The organism is Marinobacter sp. DUT-3, from assembly GCF_050379435.1.
In the GTDB taxonomy this organism is placed as follows: domain Bacteria; phylum Pseudomonadota; class Gammaproteobacteria; order Pseudomonadales; family Oleiphilaceae; genus Marinobacter.
In genome coordinates this window covers 698,874-725,199 of sequence record NZ_JBNRMG010000001.1, presented here as the reverse complement: position 1 = coordinate 725,199, position 26,326 = coordinate 698,874, and the positions used below count along the sequence as shown (strand labels likewise).

Here is a 26,326-nt window from a genome sequence, read left to right as displayed (position 1 = left end):
GGAACCAGGCAATGAGAAGTGCTGTAAATGACCTGCTCGGCGCATATGACAAGCTGATTATGGACCCCGTCCACGGCGGCATTCCACTCTATCGCCATGAAATACGGGTGATTGACCACCCTTTGTTCCAGCGCCTGCGCAACATCTGCCAGAACGATATTCTCAGCCTGGTATTCCCCGGGGCGACCCACTCCCGCTTCCTGCACAGTATCGGCGTCATGCATGTGGGCACCCGCATGTTCCGCTCGATGATTGATGCTTACCTGCGGGAAAAGCAGCTCAGCGAGAAAACCGATCTCAGCCTGAGCCAGCTGGACGCCATTGATTACCTGGCCAAAACCATCCGCCTCGGCTGCCTGCTCCACGACAGCGGGCATTCCAGTTTCTCTCACCAGTTCACTCAGGCGCGCCGCATCCGGGATCTGATGTCCCGCCGGGACCGGTTTGAAGACCTGTGGGAAGGTGTGGATTATTCCACCTACCACAGCAGCCAGCCGGATGAGCTTGAGCACGAACACTATTCGGTCCGCGTCGCCCATGAGGTTTTGAAGGATATCGACATCCGGGCCGCGGGGCTCGATGCCCGGGACGTTATCGGCATCATGGAGACCACCGACGTTCAGCCCAGTGAGGCGTTCCGCAAACACGCGCGGACGTTCTGGGCCTTTATCGCCGGGGATGATGCCCACTCCGGCGCCCTGAGCCATGCGGATATCCCCCGCCTGGTCATGGACCTGCTGTCTTCTATCGTGTCCGGGGAGATCGACGCTGACCGGGCGGACTATATGCTGAGGGACGGCTTTCACTCATCTGTGACCATTGGCGGTTTCAATCTTGATCACCTGCTCAGCAACCTGCGGTTCGGGTGGGATGTGTCTGAGCCCTGGCTGGGACTCGCCATCACCCAGAAAGGCCTGGGGGCACTGGAGGATTTTGTCTACAGCCGCCATCAGATGTATCGCAAGGTCTACGCGCACAAGACCGCCCTGGGCTTCGACTGGCTCCTGCGGGAAGCCATCAACGAAGTGCTGGAAGACGCGGAAAGCTTCGACTGGGTGGATACCTGCCTGAGCAACATGCAGTACTTTGCGGAGTTGACCGACAACTTCTTCTGGGAGGCCTTTCGCAAGGTCGCCCGCCGGTACCCCGACAGTTTTTCCCGCTGCATTGTGGATCGCATCAAGCTTAATCACCTGGATACCCGGGAAGATCTGTCTCCACAAGACATGGAGGATCATAGCCAATGGCTGGCGAAAGAGCTCGGATTGGACCCGGACCACGTGGTCACCTGCTCGATGCGTGCCCGTTTTTCCAACATCCAGGACAATTTTAACGGTATCAAGGTACTGGTCCGGGATCCGATTAACCGCCAGCGTTCATTGCGCAAGATTACCGACGTCAGCGCATTCTTCAGCAAGTTCAGTGACGGCACCATCACCCACTTTTACCTGCAGCCGGAGGTGACGCGGCCAGATGAGTGACCGCCGGTTACCGGGTCATGTTTTTAACCAGCGCGCTGGCGCTGTCAAAGGCACCCTCAACCCGGCCTCCGCACAGCCAGTCCCCCGCCAGCCCGATGCCCTCCCCGGGGAACCACAGGCATCCGGGCTTCTCGTTACTTTCAGAGCGCGCGTATAACCAGCGATGCGCTACGGTTTCGTCCGGGGAAAGATCTGTGCCGGTTACCGTCCGAAACGCCTCCAGCATCGTCGCGATGACCTCGGCAGGCGGCGTGTCCACATTTGCTGCGGACCATTGTGACGTGGCGTGAAGTACCCACCATTGACCCTCGCCCTCGCGCCCGGGTTTGCTGGAGTTATTGGCAACCCAGGACAGCACGTTATTGTCCGGACGCAAGCCATCGAATGCTTCATACGGCGCCGCCTTGAAATGGGCCGCCAAAGCCCAGCATGGTTGCATGGCGGCAACAGCGCCATCCAGCGATTGCGCCAGGTTCTGCAAACCGCTGTCTGCCAGAATATCTCTTGCCTGGGCCGGGGGAGCGGTAAGAACCACCTGGTCGAAAGGCCCGTGACATTGAGCCGCTGTATCGGTCAGAAACCAGCCACTGTCCTCCCGGGCCATCTGGGCAATGCGCACTTCCGCCTGGACGTCAACATTCGATGCCAGCGCCCGGCTGACCGCAGTCATTCTTGGAATGCCGACAAATCGTGGCTCTTCGGGGAACGCTTGCCAGTGCCCGTCGGACTGCTGGTAACCAAGGCGCGCCGGCCAGGAGCCAAACCTGTCCGTGCCGGCATGGCACTCAAGGAATGCCCGGAAATCCGGGTTACGGATGGTGAAGTACTGGGCGCCAATGTCAGCGGACCCGCCCCTAACCCGCTTTGCGGCAAGGCGACCGCCGGGGCCGCGGCTTTTTTCGAAGACCGTCACCCGGTGATTTTGCTGTTTCAGCAAAATTGCGGCAGACAGGCCTGCCAGACCTGAACCAACGACCGCTATGCGGCGTATATTCGGGCACTGGTTATTTTGGTCTTTCATCATTGATGGTGCATCCAGATACAGGTGTTTAAACGTAATGCAGGGCAAGCGTACGAAATATGCTCCCCGAAACACAAAACAGCAAAAGCTTACTCACGAAACAAAGGCAGTCTGGGTATGACCCGAGCGCAATACTGGCTAACAAACATTCTGAGATGGTTCGATTCCTCCGCTGGTTCGGATCACATCGATGCCACATCACGATCATTCAACTTTATACGAGTTATCCCGTTCATCGCATTGCATCTGGCGTGTCTGCTGGCCTTCTTCACCGGCGTCAGCGGATTTGCACTGGCCTTTGCGTTCGGCTTTTTCTTTTTACGGATGTTCGCGATAACCGGGTTCTACCATCGTTACTTCGCCCATAAAACCTTCAAGACCAGCCGCCCGGCACAATTCGTGTTTGCCATTCTGGGGGCAAGCGCGGCTCAACGGGGCCCCCTGTGGTGGGCGGCCCACCACCGCCACCATCATCAGCATTCCGACCAGGAGGAAGATCTGCACTCCCCGCATCAGGGCGGATTCTGGTGGTCCCATGCCGGATGGTTCACCTGTGATGCCGGTTTTGCGATGGACGAGCGGCGCGTCAGGGACTGGCTGAAGTTTCCTGAGTTGCGCTTCGTGAACCGTTTCGACTCGCTTGTTCCGGCCGCTGCCGCAGTGCTGATCTATGGCATCGGTGAGGCGCTGGCCGCCTGGGCTCCTGGCTTGGGCACCAACGGTTTACAGCTTCTGGCCTGGGGCTTTTTCATCTCCACGGTGGTGCTTTTCCATGCCACCGTATCCATCAATTCCCTGTCCCATGTATGGGGCAAGCGCCGGTTCGATACCCCGGATGACAGCCGTAACAATTTCTGGCTCGCCCTGCTCACCCTGGGTGAAGGCTGGCACAACAATCACCATCGTTGGCCACAATCGGTCCGCCAGGGCTTTCGCTGGTATGAAATCGATATTACCTGGTATGGACTCTGGGCGCTGTCCAGGCTCGGTATCATCTGGGATCTGAATCCGATTCCCAGGCACATACAGGAAGAAACACGGCAACTTGACGCGCAAAAGAGGAAGCAACTGTGAACACCGCCCCGGCAATCGAAGTTGGCACCCGGAATTCCTCCGTTCCCGGCACGCTCGAGCGCTTCCGGGAGCTGTTCAATTCGCTGGACGCCGGCAACCTGAACAAGCTGTCGTCGGTGTACAGCGAGAACGTTCAGTTCCAGGATCCGCTGTCTTCCGTGTCCGGACTGGATCAGCTTACCCGGTACTTCGCAGGCGCCTACGCCAACGTGCTGTCCTGCGAGTTTGAGTTTGGCGATGCCGTGATCACCGGGGAGCATGTGGCGATTACCTGGGTCATGCGTCTGCGCCACAAACGCATTCGACGCGGCAGGGAGATTCTCGTGGACGGCATGAGCCGGCTGGTTATCCATAATGGCAAGGTCACATACCACCGGGACTATTTCGATGCTGGCCAGTTGCTGTACGAACACCTTCCGGTGATCGGTCGTTTTATTCGCTGGATCAGGAGGGGCGCGGCATGAGTGGCAGGCTCCAGGTTCCGGAAAACATCTGGATTACCGGTGCCGGTTCCGGTATCGGTGAAGCGGTCTCCCGCGCGCTGCTCCAGCAGGGCCACAGACTGATTCTGACCGGCCGTCGGCGGGAACCTCTGGAGGCCATTCAGGCCGTAGCGCCGGATCGTGTGACTGTTGCGCCTGCGGACACCACCGACCCGCAACAGCTCGCGTCTATAGCTCCCCGGCTTGAGAGCCATGGCGAACTGAACATGGCCATCCTGAACGCGGGTACTTGTGAATACCTGGAGATCAGCCATTACAGCAGTGATGTCATCGCCAACAACCTGCAGACCAATGTGACAGGGACGGCACGCTGCCTGGATATTGCCCTGCCTGCACTCCGCCGGGCTCGCGCAAAGGGCCGTCCAGCGACTCTTGTGATCGTCAGTTCATCGGCCTGGTGGTTTCCTTTCGGGCGTGCCGAGGGCTACGGCGCCTCCAAGGCTGCGCTCAGCTATTTCGCGTATGCCCTCCGGGCCGACCTGGCTGCCGAAGGCATTGATGTCGTGGTGGTGTCCCCCGGCTTCGTGAAAACGCCCCTGACAGACCGTAACGATTTTCCGATGCCATTCCTGGTCACTGCCGAGGACGCTGCCCGGCGAATTGTGAACGGATTAGCCAGAGGGCGTCGCGACATCGCGTTTCCCAAACGTTTTACCTGGACGCTGCGGCTGCTTGGCGCCCTGCCCCGCGGAATCATTGACCGAATGGCTGCGGCGATGGCCCGGAAGAGCAACACTTAACAGGAATGATCAGATGAACGAACCACGTCAGCGCATTGCTGTCATTGGCGCCGGAGTTTCCGGTCTCACTGCTGCCTGGCTGCTATCGGAACACCATGATGTCCAGCTCTTCGAGGCTGGCGATTATGCTGGTGGTCATACCAACACCGAACACGTTCAGGCCGGCGGTAAGGAGTGGCCGGTCAACACGGGCTTCATTGTGTTCAATGACTGGACCTACCCCAACTTCATCAGGCTGATGGATCGGTTGGGCGTGGCATCGGAGGTCAGCGACATGAGTTTCAGCGTGGATTGCCACGCTAACGGTCTGCAATACAATGGCACCAGCCTGAACACCCTGTTTGCTCAGCGCAGCAACCTGCTGAATCTGCCATTCCTGAAAATGGTCCGTGAGATTCTCCGGTTCAATCAGGAATCCCGCGCCGATCTCGCATCAGGTGCCATCAATGATGAAGAAACCCTGGGCGAGTACCTGAACAGGAACCGCTATTCCCGCTATTTCCGCAACTACTACATTGTGCCCATGGGGGCTGCCATCTGGTCTGCGCCGGAAATTGTGCTGGAACGGTTCCCGATCCGCTTCTTCCTGCAGTTCTTCAACAATCACGGCATGCTGTCGGTGGATGACCGACCAACGTGGCGGGTTATCTCCGGCGGGTCCGCGCAGTATGTGAACAAAATGATGGACCGGCTTAGGGAGCATACCCACCTGAACAGTCCGGTGACGTCCGTTACAAGGTTGCCGGACAAGGTGCTGCTCACCGCCCGGGATCAGGAACACGAATTCGACCAGGTGATCTTCGCCTGCCACAGCGATCAGGCGCTGGCCATGCTCTCAGACCCAACGGATGCGGAGCGCAGTATCCTGGGAGCGATTGCCTACCAGCGAAATGACGTGGTGCTGCATACCGACCGTTCGGTACTGCCATCCAACCGGCGCGCCTGGGCGGCCTGGAACTACTTTATCCCCGGCCACAGCACCGAGCCGGTCTCCGTGACCTACAACATGAATATCCTTCAGAACTTCCACGATGCCCCGGAAACCTTCTGCGTCACGCTCAACCGCAGTCAGGACATCGCCAGTGAGCGCGTGATAAAACGTTTTGACTACGCCCACCCGGTGTTCACCCTGGAAGCCGTGGCCGCCCAGAACCGGTACCAGGAAATCGGTAATCGGAACCGCAGCCATTTTTGCGGTGCCTACTGGTTCAACGGGTTCCACGAAGACGGTGTACGCAGCGCCCTGCGTGTTACCAGCGCCTTTGGTGTGGAGCTCTAACCATGGTGATGCAACGGGCTGATAACATCGCCAGCGCACTCGCCAGCCAATGGCTGGAGGGTAGCATCCGCCACCGGCGCAAAAGCCCGGTTGGCCATGAGTTCAGCTACCACACCGGGATGCTGGCACTGAACCTGGGTGAATGGGACCGGGTAACCCGCATCAGCCGGCTGTTCTCCCTGGAGCGCTTCAACTGGCTGTCGCTGCACCGCAAGGATTACTTTGCTCCCGATTCAGGAGATCTTCTGGAGGCTGTCCGTCGCCAGGTCCGGCAGGCAACCGGATGGCAGCCAGACGGGGCCGTGGAGCTGATCACCCACCCGCGCTACCTTGGCTACGTGTTCAATCCGGTCAGTTTCTATTTTTGCTATGCCTCCGGCGATCGGCCCGAGGGCGGCGCTGTGCCCAGGGTCATTCTCGCCCAGATCACCAACACTCCCTGGCATGAGCGCCACGTCTATTGCCTGGAAACCACCGGGGAAACCGAAACCCGGAAGGGCTGGCGCTCGGAGCGGTTCGGTTTCAGCAAGCGCTTCCATGTATCGCCGTTCAATGGCATGGATCAGCATTACCAGTGGACCTTCAGTTTCCGCGGTCCGGAACTGCGTATTCACATGAACGTGCTCGAGGGTGGTCACAAACAGTTTGATGCCACCCTGGTGGTCCAACGCACCCCTCTGACACGTAAACAGTTACACCGAAGCCTGAGGCGGTTTCCGCTGGAAGCCCTGAAGGTCGCAGGCGGCATTTACTGGCATGCGCTGAAACTCAAGCTCAAGGGCGCGCCATTCTATTCCCATCCGGACAAACTGCGGAATTCCGACCCCGCCTACCGGCTGGGCCACAGCGACACCGGGCTTGATGTGACCGAAACAAACAACACCGAAAAGACAAGTGGAAGGGTCAGCTCATGGAGAACCTGAATACCTCACTGGAAACCGGCGAACGCAACACCCTTGCGCCGGTGACCAGTCGCGTTGCAAGACGGCTGGTGTGCCAGCAGTTGGCACAATTGAAGGAAGGCGTGCTGACGGTTCGCGAATCGGGTTATGACGATCTTGTGTTTGGCGATGGTGACTCCGGCCACGCGCCTGCGGAACTTGTCATCCATCACCACAGCACCTGGCGGGATCTGCTTACCGGCGGCAGCGTGGGAGCGGCGGAATCCTGGGTGGCTGGCGACTGGCATTCACCGGACCTGGTCGCCCTGCTGCGGTTCTTTACCCGCAACGTGGACCGGATGAATGCATTCGAGGACCGCTTCAGCTGGATCACCAAGCCGGCGCTGAAGAGCCTGCATTGGCTCAATCGCAATACCAAAGCGGGATCCCGCAAAAACATCAGCGCCCATTACGATCTCGGCAACGATCTGTTCGAGATGTTCCTTGATCCGACCATGATGTACTCCTCGGCCATCTATCCCGACAAAGACAGCACGCTGGACGAGGCCGCCGTTCACAAGCTGGACACCATCTGCCGTAAGCTCGACCTGAAGCCCGGTGACCGGGTCATCGAAATCGGCACCGGCTGGGGTGGATTTGCCATTCACGCCGCCAGGCATTACGGCTGCCACGTTACCACCACAACGATATCAGAAGAGCAGCTGACCCTGGCAAGACAGCGCGTCGCAGAAGCGGGCCTGGAAGACCGCATTACCCTGCTGTTCGACGACTACCGGGATCTTGAAGGCCAGTTCGACATGCTGGTGTCCATCGAGATGATCGAAGCCGTAGGGCCTCAGTTCCTCGACAGCTACCTGAGCCAGATCAGCGCACTACTCAAACCGGACGGACTGGCGCTGATTCAGGCGATCAACATGCCGGAGCAACGTTATCAGCGCGCATTGCGCAATGTGGACTTTATCCAGCGCTATATCTTCCCTGGAAGCTTTATTCCCTCTTTTGGCGCCATTCTGGACTCCGTCCGCAGGGGCAGCAACCTTGTGCTGACCCATGCCGAGGACATCGGATTCCATTACGCCCGCACGCTCCACGACTGGTGCGAGCGCTTCATGGCCAGCAGCCATCACCTTGAAGCCAATGGGTACGATCTGGCCTTCCGAAGGCTGTGGCAGTTCTATTTTGCCTATTGCGAGGCCGGCTTCAGTGAACGCGCCATCGGTGTCTCCCAGTTAATGCTCGCAAAACCCGGGAACAAGCGGGAAAATATCCTGAGCCTATGATTCGCTCCGAAACGTTGCGCAACGTCCTTAACTTTGTGCTTTTTCAGGCCGGCTGGCTGATCTGCGTGCTGTACCCCGGAATGCTTGCCGCCGGTGTCGTGGCCGTGTTCCTGGTGCTGCATTTTGTCCTGGTCAGCCAGCACCGCTGGCTCGAAGCACAATTCATCGGTTTTGGCACGGTGGTGGGTGGCGTTCTGGACGGCATCTGGTTTCAAACCGGAATTCTGGACGACGGCACCGGCGAGGTATTACTCACGCCGATCTGGCTGGTGGCGATCTGGGCCATATTCATGACCACCCTGTGTCATTCCCTGCAATGGATCGGCCGCAAACCATGGTTGCCGTGGGTTCTGGCCCCCATGGCAGGTCCGTTTGCCTATTGGTCCGCCAGTCAACTGGGCGCGGTTGAGCTGCCCCTGATGAATCTGTCGCTGCTGGCGCTGGCCCTGGGATGGCTATTGGTGTTTCCCCTGCTGTTGCTGGTTCGCAACGCACTGTATACGGAGCTCGCGTCATGAACATTCGATCCGCTGTTTCAGCCATTACGGCGTCGCTGGTGGCATGCGCGGTGTCCGCCGCCGAGTCAGAGCTCCGTTTCATCGGTAAGGCCAGTGAAGACGGCACCCCGGTTTACGAGGAACGACATCGCGTTTTGGGAGAATGCAGCGGCGGGCTCTGGCACCCGGATAGACACTCAGTCGATTACCAGCGCCCGGGCGGCGGCGATACCTTCGCCACCAAAGAACTGAACTACCAGCATTCTACCCTGCGACCGGAAGTTGAGTTTGAGCAACGGGATTTCGATGAAACCCTCTCCATAAAGCACGTGGATGACGACACCCTCAGGATCCGCTGGCAGAACCCATCGGGCGATGTCGAAAACTATGATGTCCCCTTCGATGAGACTGTTGTGGTGGATGCCGGCTTCGATAACCTGATCCGTCAAAACTGGAACGCAGTAACCGCGGGACAATCCGTCGACTTCCGGTTCCTGGGCCCGACCCGGGGTGAGCACTACGGCTTCGTCATTGAGCCTGCCAGCACGGAAAGGACCAACGCGGCCCACATCGTCCGTATACGGCCTTCCGGCTTTATTGCCCGTTTTCTGGTAGACCCTGTCACCCTGGGCTACAACGAATCCGGCGTCCTCACTGATTACTTTGGTCTGAGCAATATCCGCAAATCCAGAGAAGACAACTACACCGTCCACATCCGTTATGAAGTCACCCGGCAAGCGAATTGTGAACTGACTCCCTGAATGCGTCCTCTCAGCCAAGGCGGAATCCCTCGCAGGCTGTGATAAACTCCGGCGCTGAGCCCAAGCCAATGAGCCAGCGAATCAGAGAGTAATCACCCATGATCTTCGTTTCCTTCAATGTCAACAGTATCCGTACCCGCCTGCACCAGTTGGCAGAGGTGATCAACACGCTCAATCCGGACGTGATCGGGCTGCAGGAAACCAAAGTGACAGACCAGGATTTTCCTGTCGAAGCGATTCGCGAACTCGGCTATCACGTGCATTTCCATGGCCAGAAAACCCACTACGGCGTCGCCCTGCTATCGCGGCAGGAGCCTGACAAGGTGATCAAAGGTTACCCATGGGATGGCGAAGACGCCCAGCGCCGCCTGATTACCGGGCAGTTCTCAGCCCACGGCGAGAAAATCACCGTGATCAACGGCTACTTCCCACAAGGCGAAAGCCGGGATCATCCGGTCAAGTTCCCCGCCAAGGAGAAATTCTACAGCGACCTTATGCGCTACCTGGATGACCTGAAAGCGGAAGGCGGCCATGTGGTGCTCATGGGCGATATGAACATTTCACCGACGGACAGGGACATTGGCATTGGTGCGGATAACGCCAAGCGCTGGTTGCGCACGGGCAAGTGCTCGTTCCTCCCGGAAGAGCGGGAATGGCTAGGCCAGGTCGAGAGCCGTGGCTACACGGATGTTTTCCGGCATCTCCACCCTGAAGAAGCCGACACCTTCAGCTGGTTTGACTACCGCAGTAAAGGGTTTGAGCGTGAGCCCAAGCGGGGCCTGCGCATCGACCTGATCATGGCCAGCGACAGCCTTCTGCCATTGGCCAGGGAAGCCGGTGTGTCCTACGATATCCGTGCCATGGAGCGGCCATCGGACCACTGCCCGATCTGGGCCCGCTTCGACCTTTAATTCCGGAACCAGGCCGCGACATGAAAAAAATCAAAACCCGCGACCGTATACTCGATGCCAGCCTGATGCTGTTCAATGCCGTTGGTGAGCCCAACGTCACGACCCTGCTGATCTCCGACGAACTGGAGATCAGCCCCGGCAACCTGTATTACCATTTCAAGAGTAAGGGCGACATCGTCGAGGAATTGTTTGATCGCTATGAAGACGAGATGGTGGATCTGCTGTCAGTGCCGGAGGACGTGGAAGTCAGCCTCGACCAGCAGAGCTTCTTTCTCCACTTGCTGTTCGAAACCGTGGCGCGGTACCGTTTTCTCTATCAGGATCTGGTGAATGTCCTGTCCCGGCACGACCAACTGCAAAACCGCTTCAAGCGAATCCTGAAGAAGAAGACCGCGGCGTTTACCACGATATGCAGCAGCCTCCAGAATCAGGGCATGATGGATATCACTGACAGCCAACGTTCATCCCTGTGTGAACAGTTGACGCTAACTGCCTGTTATTGGAGTAGTTATGACAGCCTGTCCCACCTGGATAATCGGGACGCGGTTGACCCGGGCCGGGGCGTCTATCAGATGATGCAGCTGTTACTGCCCTACCTCGGCCCTGACGAGAAAGAACAGGTCTGCCTGATGAGCCAGGACTACCTGTAACCTGTCTACCCTGATCCGTTCACTCCTCCTCTGAGTGATCTTCGATCTCACCCCGTAACCGGTTCAATTCGGATTCCAGGGCTTCAATGCGCCGCTCCATTGCCTCGATTTCTTCGCGGCGATGAATCCCCAATCGGCGTAGCGCCCCGGATACCCGCTGGTCAAACATGTGCTCAAGCCTGTCCCAGGTGCCGGTGGCCCGTTCACGGACATCGCCAACACGATCCTCGACGGTCTTGATCTGTTTTTCAACGACGCCGCGGGTCTTGTTCTCCAGTTGCTCGCCTTCGTTCACCAGCCTCTCAAAGAACCGGCCGGCATCCTCTTCAGCCTTGGTATAGGCTCCCAGGCCAGCCAGCCAGATCTGGCGTGCGGAATCCTTTATCTTGCCCGCCAGTTGCGGATCATCCTGGGCTTTGTTTTCGTTTTCATCATCAGACATGTGACAACCTCGGGCTTGGAACTGCATTGTGGCTCTATTGTATTACAGGCAAGGGGGAATTTCAGTGGGTAGTGCACCCCTGTGACCCGCACAATGACAGGCGGCAGTATAAGCACTCAATCAATATGAAAAAATGTTTTCAAAGTATTGGCACTGTTGCTTGAAGTGTACAAATTATGGTCAATACTTCCCTATACCGGTGTCCCTGCTGACGCCGGTTTGTCTGGAAGTCTTTCATGGATACTACTCGCACGCCTCTGCCCGGCCATCAGCGCCGGGCTTTTTTAATGCATCCCTCCAGCCATATTCCTGTTACATCTATGCATATTCCATTTATAATCATGGCCAGCACAAGGTAATCACAGGGAGCCCTTTATGATCGACATTGCCTGGAACAGCTTCACCCCCTGGTCCGCCCTGGCCGGCGGCCTCTTGATTGGTCTGGCGGCCGCCGGCTTTATTCTCCTGAATGGTCGCATTGCCGGTATCAGCGGAATTCTCGGCGGCTTGCTTACTCCCCGCAGCAGCGATATTGGTTGGCGCGTCGCGTTTATTGCCGGCCTGGTTATCGCTCCAATCGTCTGGATCATAGCGGGAGATCTCCCGGAGATCCGGATAGAGGCTGGCTATCCGATGATCATTTTTGCCGGACTGCTGGTGGGAATTGGCACCCGCTTCGGCTCCGGCTGTACCAGTGGTCATGGGGTTTGCGGCATCTCACGCCTGTCGCCGCGCTCGCTGGTCGCCACCGTGTGCTTCATGGCCACCGGCTTCGTGACCGTTTATCTGGTTCGACATGTATTCGGAGGATAATCCAATGAAATATTCATTGTCGGCTTTTGGTGCGGGGCTGGTCTTCGGTATTGGACTGCTCATCTCGGGCATGGCGAACCCTGAAAAGGTGCTGGGCTTTCTGGATCTGGCCGGTGCCTGGGATCCTTCTCTGGCCTTCGTCATGGGCGGCGCCATCATTGTCGGAGTATTCGCCTTTACGGTTGCCCGTAAACGTACCCTGAGCTTTCTGGGCGCTGATATGAAACTCCCCGCCAACAAGCAGATTGACCGCCGCCTGATGGTCGGCAGCCTGATGTTCGGAGCCGGCTGGGGGCTTGCTGGCTTTTGCCCCGGGCCGGGGCTGGTGGCGCTGGGCGCGGGTGAAACCAAAGCCGCAGTATTTGTGGCGGCAATGATTGCCGGTATGGCGATCTTCGAGATGATTGAGCGGAGCCGGCGCAGCGCCTGAGGGAGAATATCCGGTAAAATAATACCAGGCCGCTCTGAAAGATCCTGTCTGCTATGTCATCATTGCGGCATACCTTCCATTCACATCCAAAGGCCTGTTTGCATTATGGACCTGAGAAAGATTGATGATCAGATAACCGTGGCTCCCCAGATCACCGTGGACGATGTGGCGGACATTGCCAGACTGGGATTCAAGACCGTTGTTGCCAACCGTCCGGACCAGGAAGAGCCGGGCCAGCCAGCGATGGCGGAACTTGAAGCAGCAGCCCGCGAACACGGCCTTGAATGGGTCTATATGCCGGTGGAGTCCGGCAATATCACCGATCGGGATGTGGACCAGTTCGCCCCGATGATCCAGCAGGCTGACAAACCCGTACTGGCCTTCTGCCGATCAGGAACCCGTTGCACCGTGCTTTGGGCCCTGAGCTCTGCCCGCGACACCGCCGCCGAGGAAATAGTCACCAAGGCATACAGCGCTGGCTATGACATTCGCGGCCTGGCCCCCAGGCTCGCACAACAAGCCGCCAAAAAGGGTTAAACCGGAAGAGCCATTCCCCACTACCGTCAGCCAGGACATTCCAGCATGCAGTACAAAGGAACAGAGAATTTCAACCACAGGCTCCCCGAGAAACTTGGTGTACTGGTCACCAATCTCGGCACGCCGGATGCCCCCACGCCTTCCGCACTTCGGCGCTATCTGGGGGAATTCCTGTCCGACCCTCGCGTGGTGGAACTGCCCAGGCCGCTCTGGTGGCTGATCCTGCATGGAATCATCCTGAGAATACGGCCGCGGAAGTCGGCTAAGGCCTACGCCGGCGTCTGGCGACCAGAGGGTTCGCCACTACTGACACACACAGCCAATCAGGCGGAAGGTATTCGCCAGGCGCTGGAAAAGAAATACGGCAATCAGGTCGTGGTCGGGTTCGCCATGCGCTATGGCAATCCAGCAATTGCCACTGTGCTGGATGAAATGCAGAACCAGGGCGTGCGCAAGCTGATGGTACTACCGCTCTACCCGCAATATTCGGCCTCAACCTCCGCCTCAACATTTGACGCTATTGCGAAGGACTTTACCCGCCGCCGCTGGTTGCCGGATTTCCGCTTCGTATCCCACTATCCGGATTATCCGCCCTACATTGAAGCCATGGCAGCCCACATCCGCGGCTTTTGGGAACAGCACGGGCGGAATGACAAGCTGATTCTGTCCTATCACGGTATTCCCCTGAAGTACCTGAAGAAAGGCGACCCCTACCATTGTGAGTGCCACAAGACATCCAGGTTACTCGCCGAATGCCTCGGCATTGGGCCGGACGAGTACCTGACCACCTTCCAGTCCCGTTTCGGGAAGGAGGAATGGCTGAAACCGTACACTGACGAAACCCTGAAGGCCCTGCCCGCCAAGGGTGTCCGTTCGATTGACGTGTTCTGCCCGGGGTTCTCTGCGGATTGTCTTGAAACCATTGAGGAAATTGACGAAGAGAACCGGGAATACTTTATGGAATCCGGCGGCGAGGGCTTCAGCTACATTCCGGCTATGAACGCAACGCCCGGGCATATTGATGCCCTGGTCCAATTGATTGAAGATAACCTTCAGGGCTGGTCACTTCCGGATAACAGTCCGGAAACGCTCCAGCAGCGTGACGCCCGGGCGCAGCAGCAACAGGACATGGTGTACCCGGGCGGGACTTCCTGAAGGTGCAACAACGATGAGACTGAACTGCGATCTTGGTGAAAGTTACGGCGCATGGACCATGGGTCAGGATGAACAGGTCATGCCCCTGATCGACATGGCAAACGTTGCTTGCGGCTTTCATGCCGGCGATCCCACGGTCATTCGCCGTACCATTGCCCTGGCCGCCCGACACGACGTTCAGATCGGCGCCCATCCTTCCTATCACGACCTTGTAGGGTTTGGCCGGCGGTCCATCGCTCATTCCGCAGAGGAAATCCAGGCGCTGATGCTGTATCAGCTTGGCGCCCTGGAGGGCCTGTGCCGTGCTGAGGGAGTGACCATCAGCTACGTGAAGCCCCACGGCGCGCTGAACAATGACATGATGAAAGACGCCACTCTTCTGCAGGCGGTCATGGAGGCCGTCCGGACCTTCCGAGCCGACCTGCCTCTGATGATACCGGTCACGGTCCATTATCGCCGGCACCAGCAGCTGGCCGGACAGGCCGGCGTCCCCCTCCTGATGGAAGCCTTTGCCGACCGCGCCTACGATGACCAGGGGCAACTGGTGTCCAGAAAGCAGCCAGGCGCGGTACACCATGAGCCACAACGCATCATCGACCAGGCCGTTTCGTTCGCCACCAAGGGCGGAATTAACAGCGTCAATGGCCAATGGCTGGAATTGCCGGCGGACAGTCTTTGCGTCCACGGCGATAACGACAGCGCTTTGGCCGCTGTGCGCGGCATACGAGACGCCCTGCATTCAGCGCAATGAAGATCTCCGCAATCTCCGAAGACAGCGTGCTCATTACCCTGGCGGATGCCATCGATGACACCCTTCCACGCCGCATTGCCCGGCTTTGCGAGCTTATCGAGGCGGACGGCAGCCAGGACTGGCTGGTAGACCTCGTGCCCTCCTACACCACCCTGCTGGTGATCTACGACCCGGAACGGATTGATTTCCGCCGCGTCATGGCACACTTGAGAAGATCCCTGCAGATGGGTGGAAAAACTGCTTCTGATAAAGCGTCCGGCAGCCAGTCCGGTCAGGCCGCCCGGGATATTCCGGTGTACTACAGTCCGGAAAGCGGCCCGGATCTGGAATGGATTGCCCGGGCAAACAATCTCAGCGTTGAAGACGTTATTGATTACCACACCGACGCCACCTACACCGTGTACGCCATGGGGTTTGCCCCGGGTTTCGCGTTTATGGGTCAGGTCGACCCGGCCATAGCCACACCCCGAAAAGACACTCCCCGTTCCCATGTGCCTGAGGGCTCCGTGGGTATCGCCAACCGGCAAACCGCGGTATACCCGAAAGCCTCCCCGGGCGGCTGGCAACTGATCGGTAAAAGCCCCGTCAAACTGTTTGACCCCACCAACCTGTCCCTGCTGAATGTCGGTGACCTGGTTCGTTTTCGCGCCATTACCCGGCAACAATTCATCGACCTGGGCGGTGAGCTGTGACAGGGCTTCGGGTGATCCATCCTGGCGCGCGTGCAACCGTGCAGGACAGCGGCCGGCAGGGGTATCGCAAACACGGTCTGTCAGCTGGCGGCGCTCTGGATATTCATAGCTACCACTGGGCCAACAAGCTACTGGACAACCCGACCAACTGCGCCTGCGTGGAAATCCTGTTGGGAGGTTTTGAAGCCGAGGCAGAGACCGACATGGTCATCGCCGTCGCGGGTGCCGCAACCAGCATTCGTATTAACGACGCTCCACGGGAAGGCTGGCAGAGCCTTCAGCTTCGCAAAGGAGATGTGATCGCCATCGACCCTGCCCGCACCGGGAGGGTCACCTACCTCGCGACCTCCGGCGGCTTTGATACCGCTACCTGGTTTGGGTCGCGTTCAGTCGTTGTGAGGGAGCAGATTGAAGGGATCGAACCGATCGGGCCCGGTGACCTCCTCGCACCGGCAGAGCACAACGCCGGATTCATCCCCCGCCGGGTTCCAGGGCGATTCCAGGGCAACTATTCAGAACGGCTGACCCTGAGACTGATTCCATCTGCCCAGTATTCCCTGTTTCACCGGGATGACCTGCTGAGACTGACAAGCAGCGTTTATCGTGTGGGAAACCAGTCAGACCGGATGGGATTCAGACTCGAAGGCCCCGCGCTGGAACGGGTACCGCCGGGTATTATTTCAGAAGGCATCCCAACGGGGTCGGTCCAGATCCCTGGAGATGGCAAGCCCATCGTCTTGCTGAATGACTGCCAGACCATCGGCGGATACCCGAAACCCGGTACGCTCGGCGCGTTGGACGCGGGACGGCTGGCCCAGAGACTACCGGGACAGGAACTGGAATTCTGTTTTGCCGATGTGACCGATATTCAGAATGAACGGGTCGTATTCCACCGTTTCTTCAGCAAAAGCCGCTGGCACGAGGATGGGATGGACCTGAGCTGGAGATAAGGCAAACGCCGTGATCAGAAAGCTTTTGAGAAGATGCAGAATCGGGGAATAATCAGGGAGTCAGGAAAAAATGGCGGTGGGCCAGGGATTCGAACCCCGGGAAGGCTACTAACCTTCGGCGGTTTTCAAGACCGCTGCATTCAGCCACTCTGCCAGCCCACCGTTTTTTCCATCGCCGTCATTGCGACAGCGGTGAGCATGATACCGGAATTGCCTGCCCTGTCAACGCCCTGCATAAAGCTGACCGGACTTTTCAACATTAACAGCATTTAATGGAATCTGGTGCGTGCTTTTCTGTCGTAAATGATTGAAAGTTGTGGTTGTGACATTATAGTGGTGTCAGTGACCAGACGTTTTACAAACGGAGATGACAATGGAAGACAGACGATTCGGCGTTCGCAACAATCAGGGAGCCTACTCCGCTCCCCAGACAGAGCGCGCGACCACTGGCATCAGCGCAGATGCCATGAAGGTGTTGCGCAACACCTATATGCTGCTGGGTATGACCCTGGCGTTCTCGGCCCTGACTGCCTTCCTGAACATGAACGGCACTCACCCGGGATTCCTGATCACGATTGTGGGCTACATCGGCCTGCTGTTCGCGACCTATAAATTGAAGAACAGCCCCTGGGGCATCCTCACCACCTTCGCACTGACCGGCTTCATGGGTTATACCCTGGGCCCGATCATCGGTGCACTCGTGGCTGGAGGCGCCTCTCAGATCGTCGCACAGGCACTCACGCTGACCGCTGTCGCATTTGTCGGGCTGTCCGCAACCGCGCTTATCACCAAGAAAGATTTCAGCTTCCTGTCCAGCTTCCTGACCGCTGGTGCATTTGTGCTGATCGGCGCCATGCTGCTGGCTTTCTTCATGCAAAGCTCCGTGCTTCACCTGGCGGTATCCGCAGGCTTCACGATCTTCGCCTCGATCATGATCCTGTTCGAGACCTCTCGGATCATCAAGGGCGGCGAGCGTAACTACGTAATCGCAACGGTGGGGCTGTATGTGGCTATCTACAACCTCTTCGTCAGCCTGCTGCACCTGCTGATGGCATTCAGCGGCGAAGACTGATCAATGACGGAACATTGATTCGGCCTGAAAGCCCCGGCATTTGCCGGGGCTTTTGCTTTCGGTACACTACCCCCCTGACCTCATCGGAATTAACCGTTACAGATGCCTGCTGACAAACATACGTTCACGCTGGTCATTACCGGCGCTCCCTACGCCTCACAGGCGCCTGAAACCGCCCTTGGGTTCGCCCGTGCCGCCGTCAGGGCCGGACACGGCATTGATCGTGTCTTCCTCTATGGTGACGGGGTCCATCTGGCCTCTTCGCTGGCATCCCCTCCCTCGGACGAAACCAACTGGACCCGCGCCTGGAGTGAATTCCTGGCCGAGCACGGCGTTCCCGGTATCGCCTGCATTGCCTCGGCGCTGCGACGGGGACTGGTTGATGAAGCGGAGCAGCGGCGCTACCAACTGCCGGCCAACAACCTTGCGGCGCCTTTTGAAGTTGCAGGACTCGGGGAATGGGTGGAGAGCACGGTTCAATCTTCGCGCGTTATCTATTTCCACGGTGGAGCCTGAAGCATGCACACGCTGATTGTGATTGATCAGCCCCCCTACGGCAGCTGGGGAGGACGGGAAAGCCTGGATATGGCCTTTTCACTGGCGGCTTTTGATCAGCCCGTGTCCCTGCTGTTTATCGATTCAGGCGTGCTCTGGCTGAAGCAGGGCCAGAACCCCCAGGGTATCCATCAGAAGTCGGTGGAGCGGAACCTGGCTGCGGCCGGCATTTTCGGGGTAGAGGCCATATTGGCGGACAAAGCGGCCTGCGAACGGTTTGGCCTCAGCGACGCCACCCTGATCGATGGCGTCAATCTGATTGAGAATACAGCCGAGACGCTGGAACAGTACCAACACGTCGTATTTTCAGGTTGAAACACCGACGCCCGGGAGACAGAACTGTTATGCACACACTTCATATCGTCAGCAAGCCGCCCGGACACACACGGTTTCGTGAGTGCCTTGGAATGATGGGCGTTCAGGACGCACTCCTGCTGACCGGCAATGCCGTCACGGCCCTGGCCGATTCAACCGTCACCCTGCCGGATACGGTGTATGCGCTGCAGGAAGATCTACGCGCCAGGGCGATTGAAACCGCACAGGATGCTTCAGGACACATCACTTTCGATGATATGGTCTACCTGACCACTCAGGCACAACGGGTTATCAGCTGGTAAATCATGGCAACGGTCATTCGCAATAACGAGGGGTTTCTGGAGGACGCATTTGCCTGGACCGAAGAGGTGGCCCGGGAAATTGCGTCAGAGGACGCAATTGATCTCTCAGAAAATCATTGGGAAATCATTATGTTCCTGAGGGGTTTTTATAAAGAACATGAAATGTCACCCCCCTCGAATCGCCTGTTCGTCAAGGCGGTCAAGGAAGCATTGGGCGAGGAAAAGGGAAACAGCATCTACCTGATGCAACTGTTCCCGGGCACGCCGGCCAAAACAGCCTGCCGCATCGCGGGGCTGCCCAGACCAACCAACTGTCTGTAGATTACTCCCGCGGGCCCAGGCCATTTTCGTGGGATTTACGCTCCAGATCCGCCGCGCTCCCCAGGAAGCTGCTCAATCCGTTCTCAAACAGCCCGGATCCGAACTTGAGAAACTGGCGGGTGGATTCCTTGACCGTGCTTTCAGGCAGTTCCCGTATCGTTTCCGCCACGCCTGCTTTCACGCCTCGCGTGACACCGGGCTCTATCTCTTTCGACGCTTCAATAAGCTCTTGCACCTTGCGGTCCAGATACGGGCGCACAACCCTGAACCAGAAGCCGGCAAGCACGCCCAGCACAACCAGGGCAGTAACGATAACCTGGGTCAGTAACATTAATCCGAATTCCATGCGTGACTCTCCTTGGAATAGGTGTTCAATAATCTAAAGCAGATGGTTGAGGGCGATAAACTGGAGAATGCCCGCTACGGCGCCGAACAACCCACCAACCACCATCAGTTGAATCTCTTCCTCCCGGAACGCCGGGCGAAGGATGTCCTGAAATTCCGATGGCCTCAGCGACTTCATCTGCCCGGCCAGTACCTCCGCAACGACTGGCGCCCGTTCACGATTGAAAGCAGGGTCACCGAAGACATCCCGGGTCGCGAGCACGGCCTTCTGGTTCATGGCCTTTTTCAGCTCTGTGTAACCGGTCATACCTACAGTGACCTGAGCAGTGAGCTTCATCAATACGGAATTGTCCAATAAGGGGCGGAGATGCTTCTGGATAATCGCTCGCGTACGGTCGCCGTGATTGCCGTTGATCATCGCGTCTGCGACTTTCTCGACCGTAATCAGCTCTTCCGCCACCAGGCGGGCCCACACATCGCTGATTTCTGGCTGCCGGCGCAGGAACAGGCCCTGGACCTTCCAGAACAGGATGCGCCTGGGCTTAAGGGGACTGAAGATCAGGTTGATCGCCAGCCAGTTGGTCAGGAAGCCAACGGCAAACCCGCCCACCGGCAACAACCAGGGTTCCGGGTATCTCGCCCACAATGGCGCGAGAATCGCGCCCAGCAAGGCGCCGATGATCGCCCCGCGATTGATAACGGAGCGAAGCTCGACCGAACCGGCCTGCTGGAAAATACGGTTCATCAGATCCGGGTGGTGTTCAAGCTCACGGCTGAGGAGGGTTTTGAGGTCCACCAGATCGTTGAGGTCATCCCCGAAATCCTCGACCAGGGATTCGATTCGCGAGGGCAACTGCTCCCTCGCCCACTCGTAGATCCGGTTGCGCAGAAACAGCGGCAGGTTATCCCACAATACCGGCTGGATTTCATACATCACTTCATCGATGTATTCGTCCAGTCGTGGATTCACCTGGGCTACCACCTGCTCGACGATCCGATGGGGTTCCAGTTTGCGGTAGACTGCGTTGAGGTCCCCGAACTGTTGCAGGGTACGATCAATACATATGTGCGCCATCTTCTCCGCTTTACGCGGGATAACGCCCTGCCAGCCGATCACGCCGATGCCGATAAACCGCACCGGATAGAAGGACATCTGAATAGCCAGCCAGTTGGTAAACCAACCAACGGCAGCCGCCATGAGTGGCACAGAAAGAAGTGCAACGTCGAACAAATCTAACCCCGGTTATAAAAGTGTCGCAGACTTGCTGTGCCCGCGATTGCGCCCTTATTTATCAGGCAGGCATGTTACCCGCCCATGGTTTTTGATTGTGTGACAGATGATGAAGTAATTGAAATGCAACGGCATTGGCCGTGTAGCCAAACAAGCGAGGGTAATGCGGCAGCAGCCAGGAGGGTTGCCAGGGCCCGGAATCAATCATCCGGAACCCGGCGAACTCGGTACGGGGATTACTGGTAGTACGCGTTCTCGGTAACGGTGTGATCCGTCACGTCCCGGACGGCGGTAATCTCGGGAACACGCTCTTTCAGAGTGGTTTCAACGCCCTGCTTCAGGGTCAGGCTCACCGCGCTGCAGCCCTGGCAACCGCCACCGAAGCGCAGAACCGCAACAGATTCGTCGACAATTTCCACCAGGGAGACATCGCCACCGTGGGAGGCCAGGTTGGGATTGATCTCGGACGCCAATACGTAGTTCACGCGGTCCGGCAGGGGCGCATCGTCGTCAACGTTCGGAACCTTGGCGTTGGGCGCCTTGATGGTAAGCTGGCCGCCCATCTGGTCCTTGGAATAGTCTACGTACGCTTCTTCGAGAAACGGTACGGAGTTGTGATCCAGAAACAGGGTGAACTTGCCCAGGTCCACTTGTTCGTCGGTTGGAACAACCTCGTTGGGCGGGCAATAGGCCAGACAGGTCTCAGCATTCTTGGTGCCGGGCTGGGTCACGAAGATTCGTACGCCCATGCCTTCCACGTCCTGCTTTTCGATAAGTTGTGCCAGGTAATCCCGTGCGGGATCAGTCACAGTAACCAATGCCATGTTTTCAACCCGTTTGAAAGTTTCACTTCATTTTAAGGGAGTTCGCCTGAACATGAAAGACCAAGTAAAATAGTCGGGCATTACGATGATGATGAATTTCCCCTATTGACGCCGATAGTTGACTATTGTCATCGGTACCGGGACGGAATCCTGCAATTTTGCTATGATCCCGCGCCGTTCAGTTAAATACGACGTTAAACACGACTTCCGGAAGTACGCTATGACCGATCGCACCACTCGCCTGGAACAGCTCCACAAGGCCCTGCAGGAACGCATTGTTGTCCTTGATGGCGGCATGGGTACCATGATCCAGAACCTCAAGCTGGACGAGGAAGCGTTTCGAGGTGATCGTTTTGCGGATTACGACCGGGAAGTTCAGGGCAACAATGACCTGTTGAACCTGACCCAGCCTGCCCTGCTCCGCAATATTCATGCGGATTACCTGGACGCCGGCGCGGACATCATTGAGACCAATACCTTCAACTCAACCCAGTTGTCCCAGGCGGATTACGGGCTGGAATCCATCGCCAAAGAGCTGAACGTTGCAGCCGCCAGGCTGGCGCGGGAGATCGCGGACGACTTTACCGCGAGAAACCCGGCAAAGCCGCGGTTTGTCGCCGGTGCCGTTGGCCCCACCTCGCGCACGGCCTCCATCTCTCCGGATGTGAACAACCCCGGCTATCGCAATGTCGATTTCCAGACCCTGGTGGACAACTATTACGAAGCGGTGGAAGGCCTGGTAGAAGGTGGCTCCGACCTGATCCTGATCGAGACCATTTTCGATACCCTGAATGCCAAGGCGGCCATTTACGCCACCCAGCAATATTTTGAAGACAGCGGCATTACCCTGCCGATCATGATTTCCGGCACCATCACCGATGCTTCCGGCCGCACCCTGTCTGGACAGACGACGGAAGCCTTCTGGAACTCGGTGGCTCATGCCAAGCCCATTTCCGTAGGCCTGAACTGCGCCCTCGGGGCCGACGCTTTGCGCCCGTACGTGGAAGAGCTGTCCACCAAGGCGGAAACCTACGTCAGCGCCCATCCGAACGCAGGTCTGCCCAACGAATTCGGCGAATACGACCAGACGCCGGAAGAAATGGCGGATATCATCGAAGGCTTCGCCAGGGACGGTTTCCTCAATATTATCGGTGGGTGCTGTGGTTCACGCCCTGACCATATCGAAGCCATTGCCGATGCGGTGGCCAAGTATCCGCCCCGCCAGATTCCTGACCGCCCCAAGGCCCTGCGCCTGTCCGGCCTGGAGCCATTCACCGGTGACGAGAACACCCTGTTCATCAACGTGGGTGAACGCACCAACGTCACCGGCTCCAAGCGCTTCCTGCGTCTGATCAAGGAAGAGCAGTACGAGGAAGCGTTGAGCGTTGCCCGTGACCAGGTGGAAAACGGCGCCCAGATCATCGATATCAACATGGACGAAGGCATGCTGGAATCGAAGGAGGTCATGGTGACCTTCCTCAAACTTGTTGCCTCCGAACCGGATATCTCCCGCGTTCCCCTTATGATCGACTCATCCAAATGGGACGTGATCGAAGCCGGCCTGCGCTGCATTCAGGGCAAGGCCGTGGTGAACTCCATCAGTCTCAAGGAAGGCGAAGAGGAGTTCATCAAGCGCGCCCGAGACTGCATGCGCTATGGCGCCGCCGTGGTGGTCATGGCCTTTGACGAACAGGGCCAGGCAGACACCTACGAGCGCAAGACCGAGATCTGCAAGCGCTCCTACGACGTGTTGACCGGCATCGGATTCAACCCGGGCGACATCATTTTCGATCCCAACATCTTTGCCATTGCGACCGGCATTGAAGAGCACAACAACTACGCCGTCGACTTTATCAACGCCACCCGCTGGATTCGGGAAAACCTGCCCCATGCCAGCATTTCCGGCGGCGTCAGCAACGTGTCCTTCTCGTTCCGCGGCAACGATGTGGTCCGTGAGGCGATCCACTCCGTGTTCCTGTACCACGCCATCAAGGCCGGGATGAACATGGGGATCGTGAATCCGGGCCAGCTGGTGATCTACGATGAGATCGATCCGGAGCTCAAGGAACTGGTGGAAGACGTCGTGCTCAACCGCAGGGACGACGGCACCGACCGCCTTCTGGAGATTGCCGAGCGCTTTAAGGGTAAAGGCGGCAAGACCCAGGAAGAGGACCTGGCCTGGCGTGAATGGCCAGTGCAGAAGCGTCTCGAACACGCACTGGTCAAGGGTATTACCAGCTACATCATTGAGGACACCGAGGACTGCCGCCTTGAGGCCGAACATCCCATTGAGGTGATCGAAGGTCCATTGATGGATGGCATGAACGTGGTGGGTGACCTGTTCGGTGACGGCAAGATGTTCCTGCCCCAGGTGGTCAAGAGCGCCCGAGTGATGAAACAGGCCGTTGCTCACCTGATTCCGTTTATCGAGGCGGAGAAGAGCGAAGGCCAGAAGGCCAAGGGCAAGATCCTGATGGCCACCGTGAAAGGCGATGTCCACGATATCGGCAAGAACATCGTGGGTGTGGTACTTCAGTGCAACAACTACGAAGTGATCGATATGGGCGTCATGGTGCCCTGCGACAAGATCCTGGAGACGGCGAAGAAGGAAAACGTCGACATCATCGGTCTCAGCGGTCTGATCACTCCATCCCTGGACGAAATGGTTCATGTTGCCCGGGAAATGCAGCGCCTGGATTTCCACCTTCCGCTGATGATCGGCGGCGCAACCACATCCAAGGCCCACACGGCCGTCAAGATCGAGCCCCAGTACAAGAACGACATTGCACTGTATGTCTCTGACGCTTCACGCTGCGTGAACGTTGCCTCGCAACTACTGAGCAACACAGCAAAACCTGCGTTGGTCGAGGCGGCCCGCACTGAGTACGATGAAATTCGCGAACGCCGCAAGAATCGTGGCGATCGCACCAAGCTGGTGTCATTGAAGGAAGCCCGTGACCGCGCGCCGGACATCGATTTTGATGGCTATCAGCCCCCGAAACCTGCCTTCACCGGCATTCGTGTCTTTGAGGACTATGACCTCAACGAACTGGTGGACTACATCGACTGGACGCCGTTCTTCATCTCCTGGGATATGTCCGGCAAATACCCGGCCATTTTCGATGACCCCAAGCGTGGCGAAGCGGCCCGCACGCTCTTTGACGACGCGCAGAAAATTCTGCGCCAGATGATCGATGAAAAGCGGGTGTCCGCGCGGGGCGTGATCGGTTTCTGGCCGGCCAACCGCAGGGGCGATGACATTGTTGTTTACAAGGACGACACCAGAACCGAGGAACTGACCACCCTGCACCACTTGCGCCAGCAGGATGATAAAGCCCCGGGCAAGCCAATGATGACGCTGTCGGACTTTGTCGCGCCGGAACAATCCGGCACCGCCGATTACGTAGGCGGCTTTGCTGTGACCACGGGGGTTGGCGCTGAAGAATTGTCCGTGGAATACAAAGACCGTAACGACGACTACAACGCCATTATGGTAAAGGCCCTGGCCGACCGGCTGGCCGAAGCCTTCGCTGAGCGGATGCACGAACGGGTGCGGCAGGAATTCTGGGGCTACGCCACGGATGAAAAGCTGGCCAATGAAGACCTTATCCGTGAACGCTATCGCGGCATCCGCCCTGCTCCCGGTTACCCGGCCTGCCCCGACCATACCGAAAAGGCTGCACTGTTCAGCCTGCTGGATGCGACCGGGCAAACCGGCATTGAGTTGACCGAGCACTTCGCCATGTTCCCGACCGCTGCGGTATCCGGCTGGTACTTTGCCCACCCCGAGTCCAAGTATTTTGCGGTCGGCAAGATTGGCGCGGACCAGGTCGAGGACTATGCTGAGCGCAAGGGTATTTCAAAGGCGGACGCAGAACGCTGGCTGGCTCCCAGCCTGGCTTATGACCCGGCTGAATAATTCACTGTAGCGGGATAGTTCCGATGGCAAACGAGGGAAAAGAGGACAACAGAAACGAAAAGTCCCGATCGGGAAATCCGGGGGTGCTGAAAATCATGCAAAGCATCATCGCCGGCGCTTTCGGCGTACAGTCGGACAAGCGCCGGCAGGAGGACTTTTCCAGCCACAGCCCGCTTCCCTATATCATTGCGGGCCTGCTGTTCACCATTGGTTTTGTCGTGACCCTGGTGATTGTCGTTAAACTGGTGCTGGCCGGACAGTAGGCTACTGTCCGCTTACCCAGACCACGGCAAATGCCACAACCAGCATGACCAGCAACACGGCTGCTACGGCATCAACACTGCTGTCAGAATGTGCGTTCTTCTTCATTCCGGATTCCTCCTGATACTGTTTTTTGTTATCTGGATCTGGCACACGGGATTGAGCCCCGCCAGAACACTCGCCCTTTAAAGTTAAGCACGGAATTGACATCCGTCCAGTGTTTTTCCCAATTCATTATCACCTAAATCGATAAACATATTTGGAAATAATCATTTTAAGAATATATACACGATGATATTCTGCCCACCAGAA

The 26,326-nt window shown here is 57.7% G+C and carries 30 protein-coding genes and 1 tRNA gene; 25 read left to right on the top strand and 6 right to left on the bottom strand.

Going from position 1 to position 26,326, the window contains the following annotated elements; genetic code table 11:
- Positions 1–11: 11 nt before the first annotated feature.
- The gene (locus ACQUWM_RS03275) at positions 12–1,481 is read left to right on the top strand and encodes an HD domain-containing protein (protein WP_407000508.1); all 1,470 of its coding nucleotides are present in this window, start codon (positions 12–14) and stop codon (positions 1,479–1,481) included.
- 7 nt (positions 1,482–1,488) lie between these two features.
- Here ACQUWM_RS03275 and ACQUWM_RS03270 read toward each other — a convergent pair whose 3' ends face one another.
- Positions 1,489–2,505 carry an NAD(P)/FAD-dependent oxidoreductase gene (locus ACQUWM_RS03270; protein ID WP_428921161.1) on the bottom strand — a complete coding sequence of 339 codons (1,017 nt, stop codon included), beginning with the start codon at positions 2,503–2,505 and terminating at the stop codon, positions 1,489–1,491.
- Positions 2,506–2,619: 114 nt separating this feature from the next.
- Between ACQUWM_RS03270 and ACQUWM_RS03265 the strand changes: the two genes are divergently transcribed.
- The 10 genes from ACQUWM_RS03265 to ACQUWM_RS03220 all read left to right on the top strand — a co-directional run bounded on the left by ACQUWM_RS03265 (position 2,620) and on the right by ACQUWM_RS03220 (position 11,099).
- Complete coding sequence (locus ACQUWM_RS03265) at positions 2,620–3,576, top strand: acyl-CoA desaturase (protein ID WP_407000506.1); 957 nt, start codon at positions 2,620–2,622, stop codon at positions 3,574–3,576.
- The gene (locus ACQUWM_RS03260) at positions 3,573–4,040 is read left to right on the top strand and encodes a nuclear transport factor 2 family protein (protein ID WP_407000505.1); all 468 of its coding nucleotides are present in this window, start codon (positions 3,573–3,575) and stop codon (positions 4,038–4,040) included. The genes ACQUWM_RS03265 and ACQUWM_RS03260 overlap by 4 nt, the downstream gene beginning before the upstream one ends.
- A complete protein-coding gene (locus ACQUWM_RS03255; RefSeq protein ID WP_407000504.1) occupies positions 4,037–4,819 on the top strand; it encodes an SDR family NAD(P)-dependent oxidoreductase in 783 nt (260 codons plus the stop codon). Before ACQUWM_RS03260 ends, ACQUWM_RS03255 begins: the two co-directional genes overlap by 4 nt.
- Before the next feature lie 13 nt (positions 4,820–4,832).
- Positions 4,833–6,098 (top strand): NAD(P)/FAD-dependent oxidoreductase, encoded by a 1,266-nt coding sequence (locus ACQUWM_RS03250; RefSeq protein WP_407000503.1) that lies wholly within the window; start codon positions 4,833–4,835, stop codon positions 6,096–6,098.
- A gap of 2 nt (positions 6,099–6,100) precedes the next feature.
- Positions 6,101–7,021 (top strand): DUF1365 domain-containing protein, encoded by a 921-nt coding sequence (locus tag ACQUWM_RS03245; RefSeq protein ID WP_428921160.1) that lies wholly within the window; start codon positions 6,101–6,103, stop codon positions 7,019–7,021.
- Positions 7,009–8,280, top strand: coding sequence for a class I SAM-dependent methyltransferase (locus tag ACQUWM_RS03240; RefSeq protein ID WP_428921159.1), 1,272 nt, complete (start codon positions 7,009–7,011; stop codon positions 8,278–8,280). The genes ACQUWM_RS03245 and ACQUWM_RS03240 overlap by 13 nt, the downstream gene beginning before the upstream one ends.
- The gene (locus ACQUWM_RS03235; protein ID WP_407000500.1) at positions 8,277–8,798 is read left to right on the top strand and encodes a DUF2878 domain-containing protein; all 522 of its coding nucleotides are present in this window, start codon (positions 8,277–8,279) and stop codon (positions 8,796–8,798) included. Before ACQUWM_RS03240 ends, ACQUWM_RS03235 begins: the two co-directional genes overlap by 4 nt.
- Entirely contained in the window at positions 8,795–9,538 is a 744-nt protein-coding gene (locus ACQUWM_RS03230; RefSeq protein ID WP_428921158.1) for a hypothetical protein, read from the top strand. The genes ACQUWM_RS03235 and ACQUWM_RS03230 overlap by 4 nt, the downstream gene beginning before the upstream one ends.
- Positions 9,539–9,636: 98 nt before the next feature.
- Positions 9,637–10,449 carry an exodeoxyribonuclease III gene (gene xthA, locus ACQUWM_RS03225; protein ID WP_428921157.1) on the top strand — a complete coding sequence of 271 codons (813 nt, stop codon included), beginning with the start codon at positions 9,637–9,639 and terminating at the stop codon, positions 10,447–10,449.
- A 20-nt stretch (positions 10,450–10,469) separates the two neighbouring features.
- Entirely contained in the window at positions 10,470–11,099 is a 630-nt protein-coding gene (locus ACQUWM_RS03220; protein WP_407000497.1) for a TetR/AcrR family transcriptional regulator, read from the top strand.
- A gap of 19 nt (positions 11,100–11,118) precedes the next feature.
- Here ACQUWM_RS03220 and ACQUWM_RS03215 read toward each other — a convergent pair whose 3' ends face one another.
- The gene (locus tag ACQUWM_RS03215; protein WP_407000496.1) at positions 11,119–11,541 is read right to left on the bottom strand and encodes a phasin family protein; all 423 of its coding nucleotides are present in this window, start codon (positions 11,539–11,541) and stop codon (positions 11,119–11,121) included.
- A gap of 375 nt (positions 11,542–11,916) precedes the next feature.
- On the opposite strand from ACQUWM_RS03215, the gene ACQUWM_RS03210 reads away from it, so the two are divergent.
- From ACQUWM_RS03210 to ACQUWM_RS03180, 7 genes are all read left to right on the top strand, one after another.
- Positions 11,917–12,354, top strand: a complete 438-nt coding sequence (locus ACQUWM_RS03210; RefSeq protein WP_428921156.1) for a YeeE/YedE family protein — start codon at positions 11,917–11,919, stop codon at positions 12,352–12,354.
- Between the two features lie 4 nt (positions 12,355–12,358).
- Positions 12,359–12,784 (top strand): DUF6691 family protein, encoded by a 426-nt coding sequence (locus ACQUWM_RS03205; RefSeq protein WP_407000493.1) that lies wholly within the window; start codon positions 12,359–12,361, stop codon positions 12,782–12,784.
- 105 nt (positions 12,785–12,889) lie between these two features.
- The gene (locus ACQUWM_RS03200; RefSeq protein ID WP_428921155.1) at positions 12,890–13,321 is read left to right on the top strand and encodes a TIGR01244 family sulfur transferase; all 432 of its coding nucleotides are present in this window, start codon (positions 12,890–12,892) and stop codon (positions 13,319–13,321) included.
- 45 nt (positions 13,322–13,366) lie between these two features.
- Positions 13,367–14,476 (top strand): ferrochelatase, encoded by a 1,110-nt coding sequence (gene hemH, locus ACQUWM_RS03195; RefSeq protein WP_428921154.1) that lies wholly within the window; start codon positions 13,367–13,369, stop codon positions 14,474–14,476.
- A 13-nt stretch (positions 14,477–14,489) separates the two neighbouring features.
- Entirely contained in the window at positions 14,490–15,227 is a 738-nt protein-coding gene (locus ACQUWM_RS03190; protein WP_428921153.1) for a 5-oxoprolinase subunit PxpA, read from the top strand.
- Entirely contained in the window at positions 15,224–15,919 is a 696-nt protein-coding gene (gene pxpB / locus ACQUWM_RS03185; protein WP_407000489.1) for a 5-oxoprolinase subunit PxpB, read from the top strand. Before ACQUWM_RS03190 ends, pxpB begins: the two co-directional genes overlap by 4 nt.
- On the top strand, positions 15,916–16,869 hold the full coding sequence (locus ACQUWM_RS03180) for a biotin-dependent carboxyltransferase family protein (protein WP_428921152.1): 954 nt from the start codon (positions 15,916–15,918) through the stop codon (positions 16,867–16,869). The genes pxpB and ACQUWM_RS03180 overlap by 4 nt, the downstream gene beginning before the upstream one ends.
- A 71-nt stretch (positions 16,870–16,940) precedes the next feature.
- Here the strand turns inward: ACQUWM_RS03180 and ACQUWM_RS03175 are convergent.
- A tRNA-Ser gene (locus ACQUWM_RS03175) sits at positions 16,941–17,031 on the bottom strand.
- A gap of 211 nt (positions 17,032–17,242) precedes the next feature.
- Between ACQUWM_RS03175 and ACQUWM_RS03170 the strand changes: the two genes are divergently transcribed.
- From ACQUWM_RS03170 to ACQUWM_RS03150, 5 genes are all read left to right on the top strand, one after another.
- Positions 17,243–17,941 (top strand): Bax inhibitor-1/YccA family protein, encoded by a 699-nt coding sequence (locus tag ACQUWM_RS03170; RefSeq protein WP_407000487.1) that lies wholly within the window; start codon positions 17,243–17,245, stop codon positions 17,939–17,941.
- A gap of 102 nt (positions 17,942–18,043) precedes the next feature.
- Positions 18,044–18,457 carry a sulfurtransferase complex subunit TusD gene (gene tusD / locus ACQUWM_RS03165; protein ID WP_406985246.1) on the top strand — a complete coding sequence of 138 codons (414 nt, stop codon included), beginning with the start codon at positions 18,044–18,046 and terminating at the stop codon, positions 18,455–18,457.
- Positions 18,458–18,460: 3 nt separating this feature from the next.
- Positions 18,461–18,811, top strand: a complete 351-nt coding sequence (locus ACQUWM_RS03160; protein WP_407000486.1) for a DsrE family protein — start codon at positions 18,461–18,463, stop codon at positions 18,809–18,811.
- Positions 18,812–18,840: 29 nt separating this feature from the next.
- Positions 18,841–19,113, top strand: coding sequence for a sulfurtransferase complex subunit TusB (tusB, locus tag ACQUWM_RS03155; protein WP_428921151.1), 273 nt, complete (start codon positions 18,841–18,843; stop codon positions 19,111–19,113).
- A gap of 3 nt (positions 19,114–19,116) precedes the next feature.
- Positions 19,117–19,434, top strand: a complete 318-nt coding sequence (locus ACQUWM_RS03150) for a TusE/DsrC/DsvC family sulfur relay protein (protein ID WP_407000484.1) — start codon at positions 19,117–19,119, stop codon at positions 19,432–19,434.
- A 1-nt stretch (position 19,435) separates the two neighbouring features.
- On the opposite strand, the gene ACQUWM_RS03145 is transcribed toward ACQUWM_RS03150, so the two are convergent.
- The 3 genes from ACQUWM_RS03145 to nfuA all read right to left on the bottom strand — a co-directional run bounded on the left by ACQUWM_RS03145 (position 19,436) and on the right by nfuA (position 21,834).
- A complete protein-coding gene (locus tag ACQUWM_RS03145; protein WP_407000483.1) occupies positions 19,436–19,780 on the bottom strand; it encodes a hypothetical protein in 345 nt (114 codons plus the stop codon).
- Positions 19,781–19,813: 33 nt separating this feature from the next.
- Complete coding sequence (locus ACQUWM_RS03140) at positions 19,814–21,010, bottom strand: DUF445 domain-containing protein (RefSeq protein ID WP_407000482.1); 1,197 nt, start codon at positions 21,008–21,010, stop codon at positions 19,814–19,816.
- Positions 21,011–21,246: 236 nt separating this feature from the next.
- The gene (gene nfuA, locus ACQUWM_RS03135) at positions 21,247–21,834 is read right to left on the bottom strand and encodes a Fe-S biogenesis protein NfuA (protein ID WP_407000481.1); all 588 of its coding nucleotides are present in this window, start codon (positions 21,832–21,834) and stop codon (positions 21,247–21,249) included.
- Positions 21,835–22,054: 220 nt separating this feature from the next.
- Here nfuA and metH point away from each other — a divergent pair, with 220 nt between their 5' ends.
- Positions 22,055–25,753 carry a methionine synthase gene (gene metH, locus ACQUWM_RS03130; RefSeq protein WP_428921150.1) on the top strand — a complete coding sequence of 1,233 codons (3,699 nt, stop codon included), beginning with the start codon at positions 22,055–22,057 and terminating at the stop codon, positions 25,751–25,753.
- A gap of 23 nt (positions 25,754–25,776) precedes the next feature.
- Positions 25,777–26,016, top strand: a complete 240-nt coding sequence (locus tag ACQUWM_RS03125; protein WP_407000478.1) for a DUF2970 domain-containing protein — start codon at positions 25,777–25,779, stop codon at positions 26,014–26,016.
- The last annotated feature ends 310 nt before the right edge of the window (positions 26,017–26,326 follow it).

Excerpts from the sequence above, each read along its gene's own strand:
- ACQUWM_RS03205 (WP_407000493.1), top strand. The coding sequence starts at position 12,359 with ATGAAATATTCATTGTCGGCTTTTGGTGCGGGGCTGGTCTTCGGTATT.
- ACQUWM_RS03125 (WP_407000478.1), top strand. The coding sequence starts at position 25,777 with ATGGCAAACGAGGGAAAAGAGGACAACAGAAACGAAAAGTCCCGATCG.
- metH (WP_428921150.1), top strand. The coding sequence starts at position 22,055 with ATGACCGATCGCACCACTCGCCTGGAACAGCTCCACAAGGCCCTGCAG.
- ACQUWM_RS03235 (WP_407000500.1), top strand. The coding sequence starts at position 8,277 with ATGATTCGCTCCGAAACGTTGCGCAACGTCCTTAACTTTGTGCTTTTT.
- ACQUWM_RS03190 (WP_428921153.1), top strand. The coding sequence starts at position 14,490 with ATGAGACTGAACTGCGATCTTGGTGAAAGTTACGGCGCATGGACCATG.
- tusD (WP_406985246.1), top strand. The coding sequence starts at position 18,044 with ATGCCTGCTGACAAACATACGTTCACGCTGGTCATTACCGGCGCTCCC.
- ACQUWM_RS03170 (WP_407000487.1), top strand. The coding sequence starts at position 17,243 with ATGGAAGACAGACGATTCGGCGTTCGCAACAATCAGGGAGCCTACTCC.
- nfuA (WP_407000481.1), bottom strand. The coding sequence starts at position 21,834 with ATGGCATTGGTTACTGTGACTGATCCCGCACGGGATTACCTGGCACAA.
- hemH (WP_428921154.1), top strand. The coding sequence starts at position 13,367 with ATGCAGTACAAAGGAACAGAGAATTTCAACCACAGGCTCCCCGAGAAA.
- ACQUWM_RS03250 (WP_407000503.1), top strand. The coding sequence starts at position 4,833 with ATGAACGAACCACGTCAGCGCATTGCTGTCATTGGCGCCGGAGTTTCC.
- ACQUWM_RS03210 (WP_428921156.1), top strand. The coding sequence starts at position 11,917 with ATGATCGACATTGCCTGGAACAGCTTCACCCCCTGGTCCGCCCTGGCC.
- ACQUWM_RS03150 (WP_407000484.1), top strand. The coding sequence starts at position 19,117 with ATGGCAACGGTCATTCGCAATAACGAGGGGTTTCTGGAGGACGCATTT.
- ACQUWM_RS03220 (WP_407000497.1), top strand. The coding sequence starts at position 10,470 with ATGAAAAAAATCAAAACCCGCGACCGTATACTCGATGCCAGCCTGATG.
- ACQUWM_RS03270 (WP_428921161.1), bottom strand. The coding sequence starts at position 2,505 with ATGATGAAAGACCAAAATAACCAGTGCCCGAATATACGCCGCATAGCG.
- ACQUWM_RS03275 (WP_407000508.1), top strand. The coding sequence starts at position 12 with ATGAGAAGTGCTGTAAATGACCTGCTCGGCGCATATGACAAGCTGATT.
- xthA (WP_428921157.1), top strand. The coding sequence starts at position 9,637 with ATGATCTTCGTTTCCTTCAATGTCAACAGTATCCGTACCCGCCTGCAC.
- ACQUWM_RS03255 (WP_407000504.1), top strand. The coding sequence starts at position 4,037 with ATGAGTGGCAGGCTCCAGGTTCCGGAAAACATCTGGATTACCGGTGCC.
- pxpB (WP_407000489.1), top strand. The coding sequence starts at position 15,224 with ATGAAGATCTCCGCAATCTCCGAAGACAGCGTGCTCATTACCCTGGCG.
- ACQUWM_RS03145 (WP_407000483.1), bottom strand. The coding sequence starts at position 19,780 with ATGGAATTCGGATTAATGTTACTGACCCAGGTTATCGTTACTGCCCTG.
- ACQUWM_RS03230 (WP_428921158.1), top strand. The coding sequence starts at position 8,795 with ATGAACATTCGATCCGCTGTTTCAGCCATTACGGCGTCGCTGGTGGCA.
- tusB (WP_428921151.1), top strand. The coding sequence starts at position 18,841 with ATGCACACACTTCATATCGTCAGCAAGCCGCCCGGACACACACGGTTT.
- ACQUWM_RS03265 (WP_407000506.1), top strand. The coding sequence starts at position 2,620 with ATGACCCGAGCGCAATACTGGCTAACAAACATTCTGAGATGGTTCGAT.
- ACQUWM_RS03240 (WP_428921159.1), top strand. The coding sequence starts at position 7,009 with ATGGAGAACCTGAATACCTCACTGGAAACCGGCGAACGCAACACCCTT.
- ACQUWM_RS03215 (WP_407000496.1), bottom strand. The coding sequence starts at position 11,541 with ATGTCTGATGATGAAAACGAAAACAAAGCCCAGGATGATCCGCAACTG.
- ACQUWM_RS03200 (WP_428921155.1), top strand. The coding sequence starts at position 12,890 with ATGGACCTGAGAAAGATTGATGATCAGATAACCGTGGCTCCCCAGATC.
- ACQUWM_RS03160 (WP_407000486.1), top strand. The coding sequence starts at position 18,461 with ATGCACACGCTGATTGTGATTGATCAGCCCCCCTACGGCAGCTGGGGA.
- ACQUWM_RS03245 (WP_428921160.1), top strand. The coding sequence starts at position 6,101 with ATGGTGATGCAACGGGCTGATAACATCGCCAGCGCACTCGCCAGCCAA.